The sequence below is a fragment of the Actinoplanes sp. NPDC049265 genome (assembly GCF_043197135.1).
In the GTDB taxonomy this organism is placed as follows: domain Bacteria; phylum Actinomycetota; class Actinomycetes; order Mycobacteriales; family Micromonosporaceae; genus Actinoplanes.
Genome location: NZ_JBICSP010000013.1, coordinates 1 through 13011 on the forward strand (window position 1 = coordinate 1; position 13011 = coordinate 13011).

At 68.0% G+C, this 13011-nt stretch carries 10 protein-coding genes; 2 read left to right on the forward strand and 8 right to left on the reverse strand.

The window, feature by feature from the left end:
• Positions 1–3519: type I polyketide synthase (locus ACGFIO_RS27795; RefSeq protein ID WP_392830017.1), on the reverse strand; the 3519-nt coding region annotated here is incomplete at its 3' end.
• A 297-nt stretch (positions 3520–3816) separates the two neighbouring features.
• Between ACGFIO_RS27795 and ACGFIO_RS27800 the strand changes: the two genes are divergently transcribed.
• Positions 3817–4545 (forward strand): BTAD domain-containing putative transcriptional regulator, encoded by a 729-nt coding sequence (locus ACGFIO_RS27800; protein ID WP_392830018.1) that lies wholly within the window; start codon positions 3817–3819, stop codon positions 4543–4545.
• Between the two features lie 88 nt (positions 4546–4633).
• Here the strand turns inward: ACGFIO_RS27800 and ACGFIO_RS27805 are convergent, their stop codons facing one another.
• From ACGFIO_RS27805 to ACGFIO_RS27820, 4 genes are all read right to left on the reverse strand, one after another.
• Positions 4634–5383: an SDR family oxidoreductase gene (locus ACGFIO_RS27805; protein ID WP_392830020.1), complete on the reverse strand. Its 750-nt coding sequence runs from the start codon at positions 5381–5383 to the stop codon at positions 4634–4636.
• A gap of 218 nt (positions 5384–5601) precedes the next feature.
• The gene (locus ACGFIO_RS27810; RefSeq protein WP_392830021.1) at positions 5602–6285 is read right to left on the reverse strand and encodes a LuxR C-terminal-related transcriptional regulator; all 684 of its coding nucleotides are present in this window, start codon (positions 6283–6285) and stop codon (positions 5602–5604) included.
• A gap of 384 nt (positions 6286–6669) precedes the next feature.
• Entirely contained in the window at positions 6670–7479 is an 810-nt protein-coding gene (locus tag ACGFIO_RS27815) for a methyltransferase domain-containing protein (RefSeq protein ID WP_392830022.1), read from the reverse strand.
• Between the two features lie 40 nt (positions 7480–7519).
• Positions 7520–7780 (reverse strand): phosphopantetheine-binding protein, encoded by a 261-nt coding sequence (locus ACGFIO_RS27820; RefSeq protein WP_392830023.1) that lies wholly within the window; start codon positions 7778–7780, stop codon positions 7520–7522.
• Between the two features lie 219 nt (positions 7781–7999).
• Between ACGFIO_RS27820 and ACGFIO_RS27825 the strand changes: the two genes are divergently transcribed.
• The gene (locus ACGFIO_RS27825) at positions 8000–9004 is read left to right on the forward strand and encodes a ketoacyl-ACP synthase III family protein (RefSeq protein WP_392830024.1); all 1005 of its coding nucleotides are present in this window, start codon (positions 8000–8002) and stop codon (positions 9002–9004) included.
• A gap of 66 nt (positions 9005–9070) precedes the next feature.
• On the opposite strand, the gene ACGFIO_RS27830 is transcribed toward ACGFIO_RS27825, so the two are convergent.
• The 3 genes from ACGFIO_RS27830 to ACGFIO_RS27840 are packed head-to-tail and all read right to left on the reverse strand — an operon-like array spanning position 9071 to position 12823.
• On the reverse strand, positions 9071–10300 hold the full coding sequence (locus ACGFIO_RS27830; protein ID WP_392830025.1) for a ketosynthase chain-length factor: 1230 nt from the start codon (positions 10298–10300) through the stop codon (positions 9071–9073).
• Positions 10293–11594: a beta-ketoacyl-[acyl-carrier-protein] synthase family protein gene (locus ACGFIO_RS27835; protein ID WP_392830026.1), complete on the reverse strand. Its 1302-nt coding sequence runs from the start codon at positions 11592–11594 to the stop codon at positions 10293–10295. Before ACGFIO_RS27835 ends, ACGFIO_RS27830 begins: the two co-directional genes overlap by 8 nt.
• Before the next feature lie 26 nt (positions 11595–11620).
• Positions 11621–12823 carry a cytochrome P450 gene (locus ACGFIO_RS27840; RefSeq protein WP_392830027.1) on the reverse strand — a complete coding sequence of 401 codons (1203 nt, stop codon included), beginning with the start codon at positions 12821–12823 and terminating at the stop codon, positions 11621–11623.
• Positions 12824–13011 lie beyond the last annotated feature (188 nt).

Sequence of the window (13011 nt, forward strand, 5' to 3'; positions counted from 1 at the left end):
CGAACACGCCGTATCCACCGTCACCGCCGGCCCCTCCAAACCCAAGAAATACGCCAACCGACCCGACAACACACTCCCCGTCGTCCCGGTAAGCACGTATCCGTCCACTCCGCCGTACGGGTTGTCGAGGCGCGGGCCGTAATCGCCCGGCATGGCGCCGATGAAGACACCGGTCCGGCTTCCCTGCAGAGACCCGGATTCGATTCCCGCGTCCTCGAGGGCTTCCCAGGCGATTTCCAGCAGGAGCCGTTGCTGCGGATCCATCGCCAGCGCCTCACGCGGCGAGATCCCGAAGAAGCCGGCATCGAAGGCGGCGACATCGTCCAGAAATCCGCCATGCCGCACATAGGTGCGTCCGGAGGCCGACGGGTCGGCGTCGAAGAGGTTGTCCAGATCCCAGCCACGATCACGCGGCAACTCCGACACCGCATCCCGCCCCGACACCACCAACTCCCACAAACCCTCCGCCGAACCCACACCACCCGGATACCGACACCCCATCCCCACCACCACCACGGGATCGTCGGCGAGGCCTTCGCCCGGATGCGGTGCCGGGAGCGCGCCGCTCGTGTCGCGTTGCCCGTTGAGCTCCGCGTCCAGGTACGACGCCAGCCGGTGCGGCGTGGGATGGTCGAACACCAGCGATCCGGGCAGGACCAGGCCCAGCTCTGCGGAAAGTCCGGAGCACAGCTCGACCGCGGTGAGCGAAGTCAGCCCGAGACTCTTGAACGAGGTCTGCGGCGACATGTCGGTCGGGTCGTATCCGAGTACGGCCGCGAGGTGAATGCGGACCAGGTCGAGCAAGCCGTCCCGGGCGAACGCGGACGCGGCCGGCTCGGTGACCTCGACGACCTCAGGTGATGGTTCGGCGTGGGTCGGGCCGGCGACCTCGGCCGCCACAGGTGCACGCCCACGAGCCTCGCCGATCCAGTAGCGCTGACGTTGGAAGACGTAGGTGGGCAACGCGACCCTACGGCCACCGCTCAACAGTGGAGTCCAGTCCACGTCCTCCCCCGCGGCGTACACGGTGCCGAGCGCTCTCACCAGAGCGCGGGCCTCCTCCCGCCCCGTGCGCAGCGCTGACACGGCCGTCACGGCCGGATCAGCGAGGGTCTCCCGGACCATGCCGGTGAGCACGGGGTCCGGACCGAGCTCGAGAAAGCGCGAGACACCCGCCTCACGCAGGGAGCGCACGCCGTCAGCGAAGCGGACGGCGCTGCGGATCTGGCGGGACCAGGAGGCCGGGTCGCTCAGCTCCTCCGTGGTGGCGGGTCGTCCGGTCAGGTTCGAGATGACCGGGATCCGCGGCGTACGGAAAGTCAGCCCGCCGATCGCGCCGGCGAACTCGTCCAGGATGCCGTCGAGATGATGCGAGTGGAACGCATGGCTGACCTTCAGCCGTCGGGTCTTCACACCCTTGCCACGTAGCGAGTCCGCCACGGCGAGCACCGGATCGGGGTCGCCGGAGATCACGACCGACCGGGGTCCGTTGACAGCAGCGATACTCACGCCCGGCTCGGCCAGCAGCGCCCGTACCTCATCCTCGCCCGCGTTGACGGCGACCATGACCCCACCCGACGGCGCCGACTGCATCAACCGTCCGCGCGCCTCGACGAGCCGGCAGGCATCGGACAGCGACAGCACACCGGCGACGTGCGCCGCGGTGATCTCGCCGATCGAATGACCGATCAGGTGGGTCGGGCGGACTCCGAACGACTCCACCAGCCGGGCCAGCGCCGTCTCCAGTGCGAACAGTGCTGCTTGCGTGTACCGGGTCTGGCCCAGCAGCTCGCCGTCCGACCAGACGATCGATCGCAGACCTCGGCCCAGCAACGGATCCAGCTCCGCGCACACCGCGTCGAAACACTCGGCGAACACCGGGAACCGCGCGTACAACTCGCGGCCCATCCCGACTCGTTGCGCACCCTGTCCGGTGAACATGAATGCGGTGCCGCCCTCAGCGCTCACACCGGTGACGACATTCGGCGATGGTTTGCCGGCGGCCAGGGCGTTCAGGCCGGTGTGCAGCTCGGCCGCGTCGGCGCCGATCACGACGGCGCGGTGTACGAGGGCAGCGCGAGTCGTCGCCAGCGAGTATCCGACGTCGAGCGGATCCGGAGCACCCGGCTCCGCGACATGGCCGTACAGCGTCTCCGCCTGCGGTGACAAGGCTTCTGCGGTGCCGCCGGACACCAGCCACGGGATGAGACCCCCGCCCCCGGACCGGGGCGCCCCGGTTCGCGCCCGGTCCGGTCCTTGTCCGAGCACCAGGTGGCAGTTCGTCCCGCCCATCCCGAACGACGACACGCCGGCCACCCGGGGCCCGTCGCCCGGCCACCCGCGCAGCTCGGTCGCGACTTCGATGCCCAGCTCAAGGAGCGGCATGTCGTCGGGCGGCGCGGTGAAGTTGAGACTCGCCGGCACCTGGCCGTGCTGGACGGAAAGCGCCGCTTTGATGAAGCCGGCGACGCCCGCTGCTCCTTCGAGGTGTCCGACGTTCGTCTTCGCCGACCCCACCACGAGCGGACGCGTACGATCGGCGAAGATCGAGGCCAGCGCCGCTGACTCCACCCGGTCCCCCACCGGTGTACCGGTGCCGTGCAGCTCCACGTAGCTCACTTCGGCGGGGTCGATTCCCGCGCTGACGATGGCGGCTCGCAGTACGTCTTCCTGTCCCGACCGGCTCGGGGTGGTCAGTTGCTCGCCGCCGCCGTCGTTGTTCACGGCACCGCCGCGAATCACGCACACCACGTCGAGGCCGTACGCCACGGCGTCGGCCAGCCTCATGAGCACCACCATGCCGCCGCCCTCGCCGCGCACGTAGCCGTTCGCGCGAGCGTCGAAGGTGTGGCACCGGCCGTCGGGCGACAGCGCACCGAACCTGCCCGCGGTCAGCGTCGACTCCGGTGCGAGGATCAGGTTCACTCCGCCCGCGAGCGCCCACGCCGATTCTCCCCGGCGCACGCTCTCGTACGCCTGGTGCACGGCGACCAGGGCTGAGGACTGTGCGGTATCCACGACCAGGCTCGGGCCGGACAGTCCCAGGAAGAACGAGATCCGGTTGGCCAGGATGCCGCGTTGCAACGCGGAGAGGGTGAAGCTGTCGATCGCTTCCGTGCCCCGGTCGTGCATCAAGGACGCGTAGTCGTCTCCCATCGCTCCGAGGAAGACACCCGCGCGATGGCCGCGCACCGCCGACGGGTCGAGGCCGGCCCGTTCGAGAGCCTCCCAGGCAAGCTCCAGCACGAGCCGCTGCCGGGGGTCCATCGCCGTGGCCTCACGTGGCGACACCCCGAAAAAGCCCGCGTCGAAGCCCGCGACATCGCCGATCAGTCCGGCCCTGGCGATCCCCGCACCGACGTGCGCGGAACGGTCGTCCGGTACCTCGGCAACGGCCTCCCGGCCGGCCGCGAGCAGCTCCCAGTACTCCTCGGGCGACGCGGCGCCCGGCAGGCGACAGGCCAAACCGACGACCGCGACAAGGTCCTGACCAGTGTTTCCTTCAGGTTTCTGGGGCATGACAGCGGACTCTCCTTTTGCTCACAGGAGGCTGACCCGATAGCGCCGTACGCAGTTAACGGGAAGATGGCAATGCGAAGAAAGTTGCAACGGCGCGACCCACAAGGTCACCCACATGGGACCTTCGCCCCGAAGCATTGCTCTGCACTCCAAGGGATCGGCAGAGTCTGGTTCGAGGCCGTTCCACCCACTGTCATGTGGAGGCGTTTGCTCGTGTTGCGATTCCAGGTTCTCGGTCGACTGACTGTCACGAACGACCGAGGCGACTGCACACCGACCGCTCCGATGGTGCGCCGTGTGCTGGCGCAGTTACTACTCCGCGCGAACAACATCGTCATGCTCGACGCCATCATCGACGAGCTCTGGGGCGATAAGCCGCCGAAAAGCGCAGTCCCCACCGCGCAGACCTACATCTATCAGCTGCGTCGTCAATTCGAGCCCGGAGTACCGGACGACACTCCTGAGCAGGCGCTCGCCACGTCCGGCGCCGGCTACATCCTCCGGGTGGCGCCGGACCAGCTCGATCTGGAGGCGTTCCTGCGGCTCTCGGCGGAGGGGCGCGCGGCGCTCGCCGCCGGCGATCCGGCCACGGCGGGACGGTTGCTGCGGCAAGCGCTCGGGCTCTGGTCAGGACCGGCGCTCGCCGATGTCAAACCCGGCCCGGCGATCCAGGCGCACACCGTTCATCTCATGGAACAACGGACGCACACCGTCGAACTGCGGATCCAGGCGGACGCGATGCTGGGCCGGCACCGGGAACTCGTCGGAGAACTGAAGGCCATGCTGCTGACCAACCCGTTCAACGAGTGGTACCACGCTCAGCTGATCAAGTCGCTCGCCTCCAGCGGGCGGCGGAACGAGTCGCTGGTCGCGTACCAGCACCTCCGTCGGACGTTGTCCACCGAGCTGGGACTGGAGCCGTCGGACCTGATCCAACAGCTGCATCAGGAGATCCTGGCCGGACGCGACTCCTGGTCGGACTGGGATGCTCTGGAACGGTCATGGGTGGAGCCGGTCGGTCAGTAGGGGTCGGGTGGGGGGACGTCAGTGCCGAATCCTGAACCGACGGGGGGACGGTCGTCGATTCGGCACTGACGCCCTGCTGCCCGCCGTGCTACCTGTTGTGCAGCAGCCGGCCGCCGTCGACGACGAGAGTGTGTCCGGTGATCCAGGAGGCGTCCTCCGAGAGCAGGAAAGCCACGGCCGCACCGACGTCAGCGGGTTTGCCGATGCGCTTGAGCGGGACCGAGCCGACCACCTTCTCCTCGCGCCCCTCGACGTTCGGCCGGGTGAAATCGGTGAGCACGGTGCCGGCCTCGACGCAGTTCACCCGCACCCCGGGCGCGAGCTCGTTCGCCATCTGCCGGGTGAAGTGGTTCACCGCGGCCTTGGCCGTCCCGTACGACGTGCCGTCGGGTACGGCGAGCTTGCTGGCGATGGACGAGATGTTGACGATGGCGCCGCCATGTTCGCCGAGCCAGCCGTGCCAGGCCGCCTGAACCCAGGTCAGTGCGGTCGTCAGGTTGAGCTCGATGGTGCGCCGGTACGCCGCCACGTCGGTGTCGACCAGACGCCGGCCGTCGCGTTCCGTTCCGCCGACGTTGTTCACCAGGAGATCGAGCGACCCGAACCGCTCGATCGCGGCGGCCACCGCAGCCCGCTGGTGCTCGGGGTCGTGGGCGTCACCCGCGATGCCCAGGGCCCGGTCGTCGCCGAGCTCGGCGGCCGCCGTTCGCAGCTTGTCCTCACTGCGCGAGGTGATGACCACATTCGCACCCCGCTCGACCAAGGCGGTGGCGATGCCGAAGCCGATTCCGGTTCGAGCGCCGGTCACCAGCGCAGTCTTGCCATTCAGGCTTACCACTGTCCGCGAACCTCCATTGGTGTGGCCCAGCTACTTCCGGACAATCGCCCAGAAACCAGGAGACGACTGTTCTCTCTGCAGCAATTAGACCAGCATTCCCAGAAGGCCAACAACCCGATGAGGCCCCATCTTTACGAGCCTCTTGGCTGTCGCTAATACGCTTCTAGTGAGCCTTTGATCGAACCGCGAAGATGCATTTCCGGCAGCATCACAGACGCTTATGCGACACCGGTGATGAGACCGATGGAGACCGCCTTGTTGACCGCTTCGAGCCGCGAACGCGCCTCGAGCTTCGTGAAGATGATCCCCAGGTGGCGTTTCACTGTGCCCTCGGCGATGGCGAGTTGCCGCGAGATCTGCCGGTTACTCATGGCCTGGCTCACCAGAGAGAGAATCTCCAGCTCCCGCTTGGTGAGAACGTCCGAGTCGCTCGGCGCCGAGGCCACCGAAGTCAGCGCATCGGCCGACACGTGCAACACGACGCGGATGTCGTCGGCGCACACCAGGCGGATGCTCGACACCAGGTCGTACCTGCTCACCGATTTGCTCAGCAAGCCACGGACACCGTTGTCGAGCATCTGGCGGACCAGCATGGGATCGTCGCGCCGGCTGAACACCAGAATTCTCGTGGCCCGTGAGACCGAGCGGATGCCGCGCACCACCGCGGCCACCGAGTTGCTGGGTACGTCCAGCAGCACGACATCGGGCTGCTGGGTCTTGCACACCAGGACCCCGGAGGCGCAGCTGGCGGTGTCGTCGACCACGGCGATGTCCGGCTCCCTCGCGAGCGCGTCACGCATCAACTCGCGCAGCAGCGCATGATCGCAGATAAGGACTACACGCAGCCGAGAATCATCTTCAGATAGCATGATCGACTCCCGCCCGGAGCGGGTTTTCGACATTGCTGCGCCACAAGACAGGCCATTGGCTCCCCCGAATGCCTACTGACATAACACTACCGTAGGACGAAGCCCATACGCTTGACAAGGCAAGAATGGCAGAACAGCAACGTAGCAGGTATCACCGACGTGCGGCCACCCCGGCCTCACCGCCCTTGAACAGGCGATAGCCTCCACATCAGGGCCGACCACCCAAATGTTAAATTACATATCCTGCAATGCGTGACGACTTGGTCCGGGCCCCAACCCGAGGAACACGAGATCGTCAACCGTTTTTCTGACGGACCGCCGGCCGCCGGGCGCCGAGTCGCCCGGCCCCGGAGCGCGCATCGCATCCGGGGCACCACGCCCGGCCGGCCGAGCCCGTCCGTTACGGACGGTCAACTCTCACTTCGGCGCCCGGACGATGGTCGTGTACGTATGGTTCGTGACCATCTCGAACTCCGGGTCAAGCAGTTTCGTCCTGATCACGTCGAGGTCGGCGGGCTTCAGATCGGTCTGATTCAACAGGAAGGGCTCCAGCATGCCGCTGTGCAGCCGAGCGAGCCGGGCGGTCGGTGACCCACCCTGCCCCGGCGCCTGATAGTCGCGCAACGTCACATTCTCGTAGCCAGCGGCCGCCAGGATCTCGGGCGTGCGCGACGCCCATCCGAAATCCATCCCGGTCTGACGGGCGAGCTCGTGCACACCGTCATGATAGGACTGGAAGATCCGGGCCGTGTATTCGTCGACCGGGGAATTGAAGAGGCCCTCGGTGGCGCAACCGCAATACCAGTCGGTGAGCACGAGCGCACCGCCCGGCCGCAGATGTGCGGCCAGCTTCGTCGCGATGTCCTCCTTGCCGGCGACGTGCATCAGCACCAGCCGGGCGTGGATCAGGTCGAACTCCGGCTCCGGCCACGGATCCGCGGCGAGATCGTGCTCGATCGCTTCGATCCGTGGATGACGGGGCACGTGCTGAGGCTTGAGATCGCTGGCCACGACGTGTCCGGAGGTCCCCACCCGGGCGGCCAGCCACCGGGCGACGGAGCCGTCTCCGGCGCCCACCTCCCAGCAGCGCCAGCCGTGCCCGACGCCGACCACCTCACCCAGGACGCCGAACGTCTCCCGATTGAGAATCTCGGCGAGCAAACTCAGCTGCTCGGGAGCGGCCTCCGAGTCGTTGTCGAAACGTTGCTCGTGCTCTGTGCGGTACATGGAATCTCCCCACGGGGCCCGGTGACCACCGGGCCCACGGCTATATCGAGGCGGGCAACAACTCGTTGACCAGCTCGACGAACTCCTTGGGCGTGGTGTCCTTGTTGGCCCGGTCCTCCGGCAGGCTGATTTTGAGCTCACGTTCGATCAGGAGCGTCATCTCGACGATCGAGATCGAGTCGTAGCCGAGGTCGGCGAGCGTGGTGTCGGCGATGTCGCCGTCCAGATCGAGCCCCTCGTCGTCGCCTGCCGCCCGGCGGATGTATCCGACCAGGTCCGCATGGGTGAACGCCGCCATCATTGCCCCCTTCGTCTCGTGCTGTGGAACCAACATTGCCGGACGGCCTAGACACCCGGTCGAGTTCGGATCGATGGTGCGCGGCGCCTGTCCGGCGGTTGGCCGCCGGGCGTGCCGGAGCTTTCCGGCACGGCTTCGCCTGGGCCTCGAACGAGCCTGGGCCGGAAATGACGATCCTCGTCGGATACAGCGAATGATCGGATCCGGAGGAGGACGCCGACGATGAGCGACGATCTCTACATCGCCGCCGCAAGTTCATGGCTGCCCGGCCGCATGACCCTCGACGAGGCGGAACTGGCCGGCCTCGCCAACCGGACTCGGGTGTGGAGCACCGGCATCGAGTCGGTGTGTGTCTCGGCGGACAAGTCCGCACCGGAGATGGCGGTGCTGGCCGCGCGGGCCGCGCTCCAGCGCGCTGAGGTCGAGCCGCAGGATCTCCAGCTGCTGCTGCACGCCTGCGCCTATCACCAGGGTCACGACATGTGGCCCTCGGCGTCCTACATCCAGCGGCACTCCGGCGGGGGCTCGTACCCGGCGGTCGAGGTACGTCAGATGTCCAACGGCGGCATGATCGCTTTGCAGCTCGCGGCGGGCTGTCTGCGCGCCGGCGACCGACCGGCCGCCCTGATCACCACGGCCGACCGGTTCTGTCTGCCCGGCTTCGACCGGTGGCGCAGTGACCCAGGGACCGTCTGCGGCGACGGTGCCACCGCCGTGGTGTTGTCCAAGAACAGCGGGTTCGCCAAGCTCCGAGGGCTCGCCTCGGTGTCCGACAGCGAGTTGGAGCACGGCAGCCGAGAAGAGCAGTTCAGCGACGCGCCGCTGGCGGCCCGCGCGCCGATCGACCTGAGCAACGACTCGATGGCACGCGAACTCGGGGTGGAGGGCTTGCTCAACCGCATCGCGGCGGGTCAGCGTGAAGCCTTCGACCGAGCCTGCGCACAGGCGGAGGTGAAGTTCGGCGACATCGACTGGTTCCTGCTGCCGAATCTGGGCCGGACCCGGATGCGGGCCCAGTACTTCGGCCCGTTCAGCATCGACCCGCAGCGCTCCACCTGGTCCTGGGGACGGCAGGTCGGACACCTCGGGGCGGGCGACCAGTTCGCCGGGCTGGCTCATCTCGTCGCGGAGGGCGCTCTCGAGCCCGGTCAGACCTGCTTGCTGGCCGGCGTCGGCGTGGGCTTCACCTGGACCACCGCCGTCGTGGAAATCGTCGCGCAGCCCTGAATACAGCGGCCCTCTTCCCGGACCCGGTGACGGGTCCGGGAAGGGGGCCGCGCTGTGGTGCCGGGTTCACTCGGCCGCGGTCAGCACCATCACGGAGTTGATGCCACCACCGCGGGCCAGCACCATGGCGGTGGCCACGGTCGTCTCCCTGGGCCCACCGACCACCAGGTCGAGTTGATCGGACCCGACCGGATCGGTCACGTTGATGGTGGGTGGGATGACGCCGTGCCGGATGCTCAGGGACGCGGTGGCCACATCGAGCGCCGGGCTCCCGGAATACAGCCGGCCGGTCATCGTCTTCGGCGCGGTGACCGGGACCGCCCGCGGGCCGAAAACGCCGGAAATCGCGGCGGCCTCGGCCCGATCGAGCTCGGCCACGCCGGCCGCGTCCGCGAAGACCACGTCGATGTCGGCCGGTGTCATGTCCGCGTCCGCCAGTGCGAGCTCGATCGCCCGGCGCAGTCCCGGTGCTCGCGGGTCGCCCGGCTCCCGGTCGAAGGTGGTGGCGTAGCCGGCTATCGCGCCGTAGGACCGGGCTCCCCGCGCGGCGGCGTGCTCCGGGGCCTCGACCAGGAGCATGGCACCCCCTTCACCGAGCAGATAACCGGACGCGGAAGCGTCGAAGGGCAGGTAAGCCCGCGCCGGGTCGGGCACGGTGCTCATCCGGCCGGTGGTCAGCTCGATCACCCACCCGAGCGGACACATCGTGCTCTCGGCCGCGCCGCACATCACCACGGACATACCGTCCGCCACGTACCGGCTCGCCTGGGCGATGGAGTCCAGCCCCGCCGTGGGCCCGGTCAGGACACCACCGGAGCCGAGCATCCCGTGCCGGATGGAGAGTTGTCCCGTGTTCACCGCGTAGAACCAGGAGAACGAGAGGTACGCGCTGACGTGCTCGCTGCCGAGGCTCCACAGCTTCGCAAGCTCCCGCTGGCTGTACTCGAGGCCGCCCGCGGAGATGCCGGTGACGATGCCTACCTGGCCGCCCGGCACCGCGGCGAGCGCGAGGGCCGAGTCGCTGATCGCGGCGTCCGTCGCGATCAGGGCCAACCGGGTGGCCTGGTCGGTCTGCGGAACCAGCCGGCCGGGGACGTGCTCGCGCACGTCGTAATCGGCCACTTCGCCGGCCAGCTGAACCGGGTACCGCGCCGGATCGAAACGGGTCACCCGGTCGATGCCGCTGCGCCCGTGCAGAACAGCGTCCCAATACTCGTCGGTGTTGAAACCGTTCGGTGCGACGACCCCGATCCCGGTGATCACCGCGCGTCCCGCCACCGCGCTCGTCTCATTCACCGGCGTCCACCTTCGTCAGCACCATGGCGCTCTGGAAGCCACCGAACCCGCTGCCCACCTTCAGGACCGTCCGCAGATCGGCCGGTCTTGCCTGCAGCGGTACGTAGTCGAGGCCCAGTTCCGGATCGGGCTCGTGCAGATTGGCGGTCGGCGGGATCAATCCGGCTTCGATGGCCATGGCGCAGGCCGCGATCTCGACCGACCCGATCGCGCCCAGCGAGTGGCCGATCATCGACTTGATCGAGCTCACTGGAGTGCGTAACGCGTGGTCGCCGAGGCTGCGCTTGAACGCGTCAGTCTCGTGCCGGTCGTTCTGCTTGGTACTGGAGCCGTGTGCGTTCACGTAGTCCACCTGGTCGGGGGTGCGGTGCGCCATCTTGAGCGCCACGTCGATGGCCTCGGCCATCTCGGTGCCCTCGGTACGCAGCCCGGTCATGTGAAACCCGTTCGACCGGACGCCCCACCCGCCGATCTCGGCATAGATGTGCGCTCCGCGCCGTCGTGCGTGGTTCCACTCCTCGAGGACCAGCATCGCGCTGCCTTCGGCCAGAACGAAGCCGTTGCGCGTACGGTCGAACGGCCGGGACGCCGTGACCGGTTCGTCGTTGCGGTTGGTCGTCGCCTTGATCGCGTCGAAGGAGGCCACGCAGACCGGCGAGATCGGCGCATCCGTGCCACCGGCCAGCATCACGTCGGCCGCGCCCACGCGGATCTGCTCCGCCGCGTGGGAGACCGACTCGATGCCCGCGGTGCATCCCGTGGACACCAATGCCACCGGCCCACCCGCACCGACCTCACGGGCCACGTCGGCGGAGATCGATGTCGGGACGAGATAGTTGAAGAGGTGCGGTATGGCGTAGTCGTGGTCGAGGAGCCATTCGCGGCCACCGTCGGACAGCACGTTGTACTCGCGGTCCAGGCTCATCGTGCCGCCGATGGCGCTGCCGACGGAGACTCCGGTGCGGTACGGGTCGATCGCCTCGATGTCGAGACCGGCGTCCGCGACGGCCTCCCGGGTCGCGGCGACGGCGAGTTGCGCACTGCGATCCCACCGGCGTATCTCCTGCGCGGTGAATCCCTCCCCCACCGGGTCCAAATCACATTCACCCGCGATCCGGGAGCGGAATCCGGACGGGTCGAACAACGAGATGGTACGGACGGCCGAGGTACCGCTCGAGATCAACTGCCAGAATTCCTTGGCGTTTCCGCCGCCCGGGGCACGAACACCCAGTCCGGTGATGGCGACCCGTCGAATCGTCGTACGCTCACCGTTCGTGTGCGCAGCTTGTGGCATGGGAGCCTCTTTCCTGATATCGGAGGTCAGGCATCGAAGGTCACGGGCAGCGATTCGAGTCCCCGGATCGTGAGACTCCGCTGCCACCGCAGCTGCCCGGGCGGCACAGCGAGGGCGAGATTGGGCAGCCGGCGCAACAGCGCGTCGAAGGCGATCCGCCCCTCCAGCCGGGCCAGTGGGGCGCCGAGGCAGAAGTGCGCGCCCCGCCCGAATGCCACATGCCCGGTGTCGGACCGGGCCACGTCGAAGTCGTCCGCCGCCCCGAACTTCGCCTGGTCCCGGTTGGCCGACGCCAGCGACAGAAGCACCGGATAGCCCTTCTCGATACGGGTACCCGCGACCTCGATGGGCTCCAGCGGAAACCGCCACGTCGCTGTCTCGAACGACCCGTCGTACCGGAGCATTTCCTCCAGGGCCGAGTCGACGAGTTCCGGCTTCTCCCGTAGCAAGGCCAGCTGATCGGGGTTTCGGAGTAGGGCCAGCGTGCCGTTCCCGACCAGGTTGACGGTCGTCTCGAAGCCGCCGATCAGGAGCAGGGACATCATCGACAGCAACTCGGTCTCGTTCAGCCGATCGCCGTCGTCCCGGGCGGCGATCAGCGCGTCGACCAAACCGTCAGCCGGCTCGGTGCGACGCTTCTCGACCAGCTCGGTGAGGTAACCGAGAAGATCACGCAGTCCGACCGGACGCGCGTTCCCGTTCTCGGCCCGAGCGTCGTCGTTGTCGTTCGTCCACTTACGGAAGTCCCTGGTCCACCGGCGGAACATCTCCTGATCCGCCGCCGGCACGCCCAGCAGCGCGCAGATCACCGTGATCGCCATCGGAAAGGCGAACTCGGTGACCAGATCGACACGGCCGCGCGGCACGATGTCGTCGAGCAGTCCGTCCACGATCTGACGCACCTGGTCCCTGAGTCCCTCGACCCGGCGGGCGGTGAACGCGGTCGAGACCAGTCGCCGCAGCCGGGTGTGTTCGTCGGCGTCAGTGGTGAGCAGGTGGGTCCCGAGGCCGGTCCGGTCCTCCAGCGGCCGGCCCTTGCCCGCCTCCTGCCAGTCGGGCGGCGCGTTCCGCGGGTCCTTGCTCATCCGGGAATCGCCCAGCAACATTCGTACGTCCTCGTACCGGGTCACCAGCAATCCGTAGAGGCCCTTGCCTTCCAGAACTGGCTTGACCGGCTCTTCCGCGCGCAGCCACGCGTATTCGGGATAGGGATCCGCGCCGAAGTCCATGACTTGCCCCCTCTGCTTTCCTGCTCAGTCCGTCACCGAGACGGTCAGGACCGCCGTGACGCCGAAGGCGCGCGGACAGCCAGGAAGACGATGTTGTAGGCCCAGCTTGGGGCCGTCGGTTCGAGCCGAAGTCGTGTTCGGCTCGAACCGCGAACGCGGGCCGGCGTCGCTCCGATGCCGAACAGGAC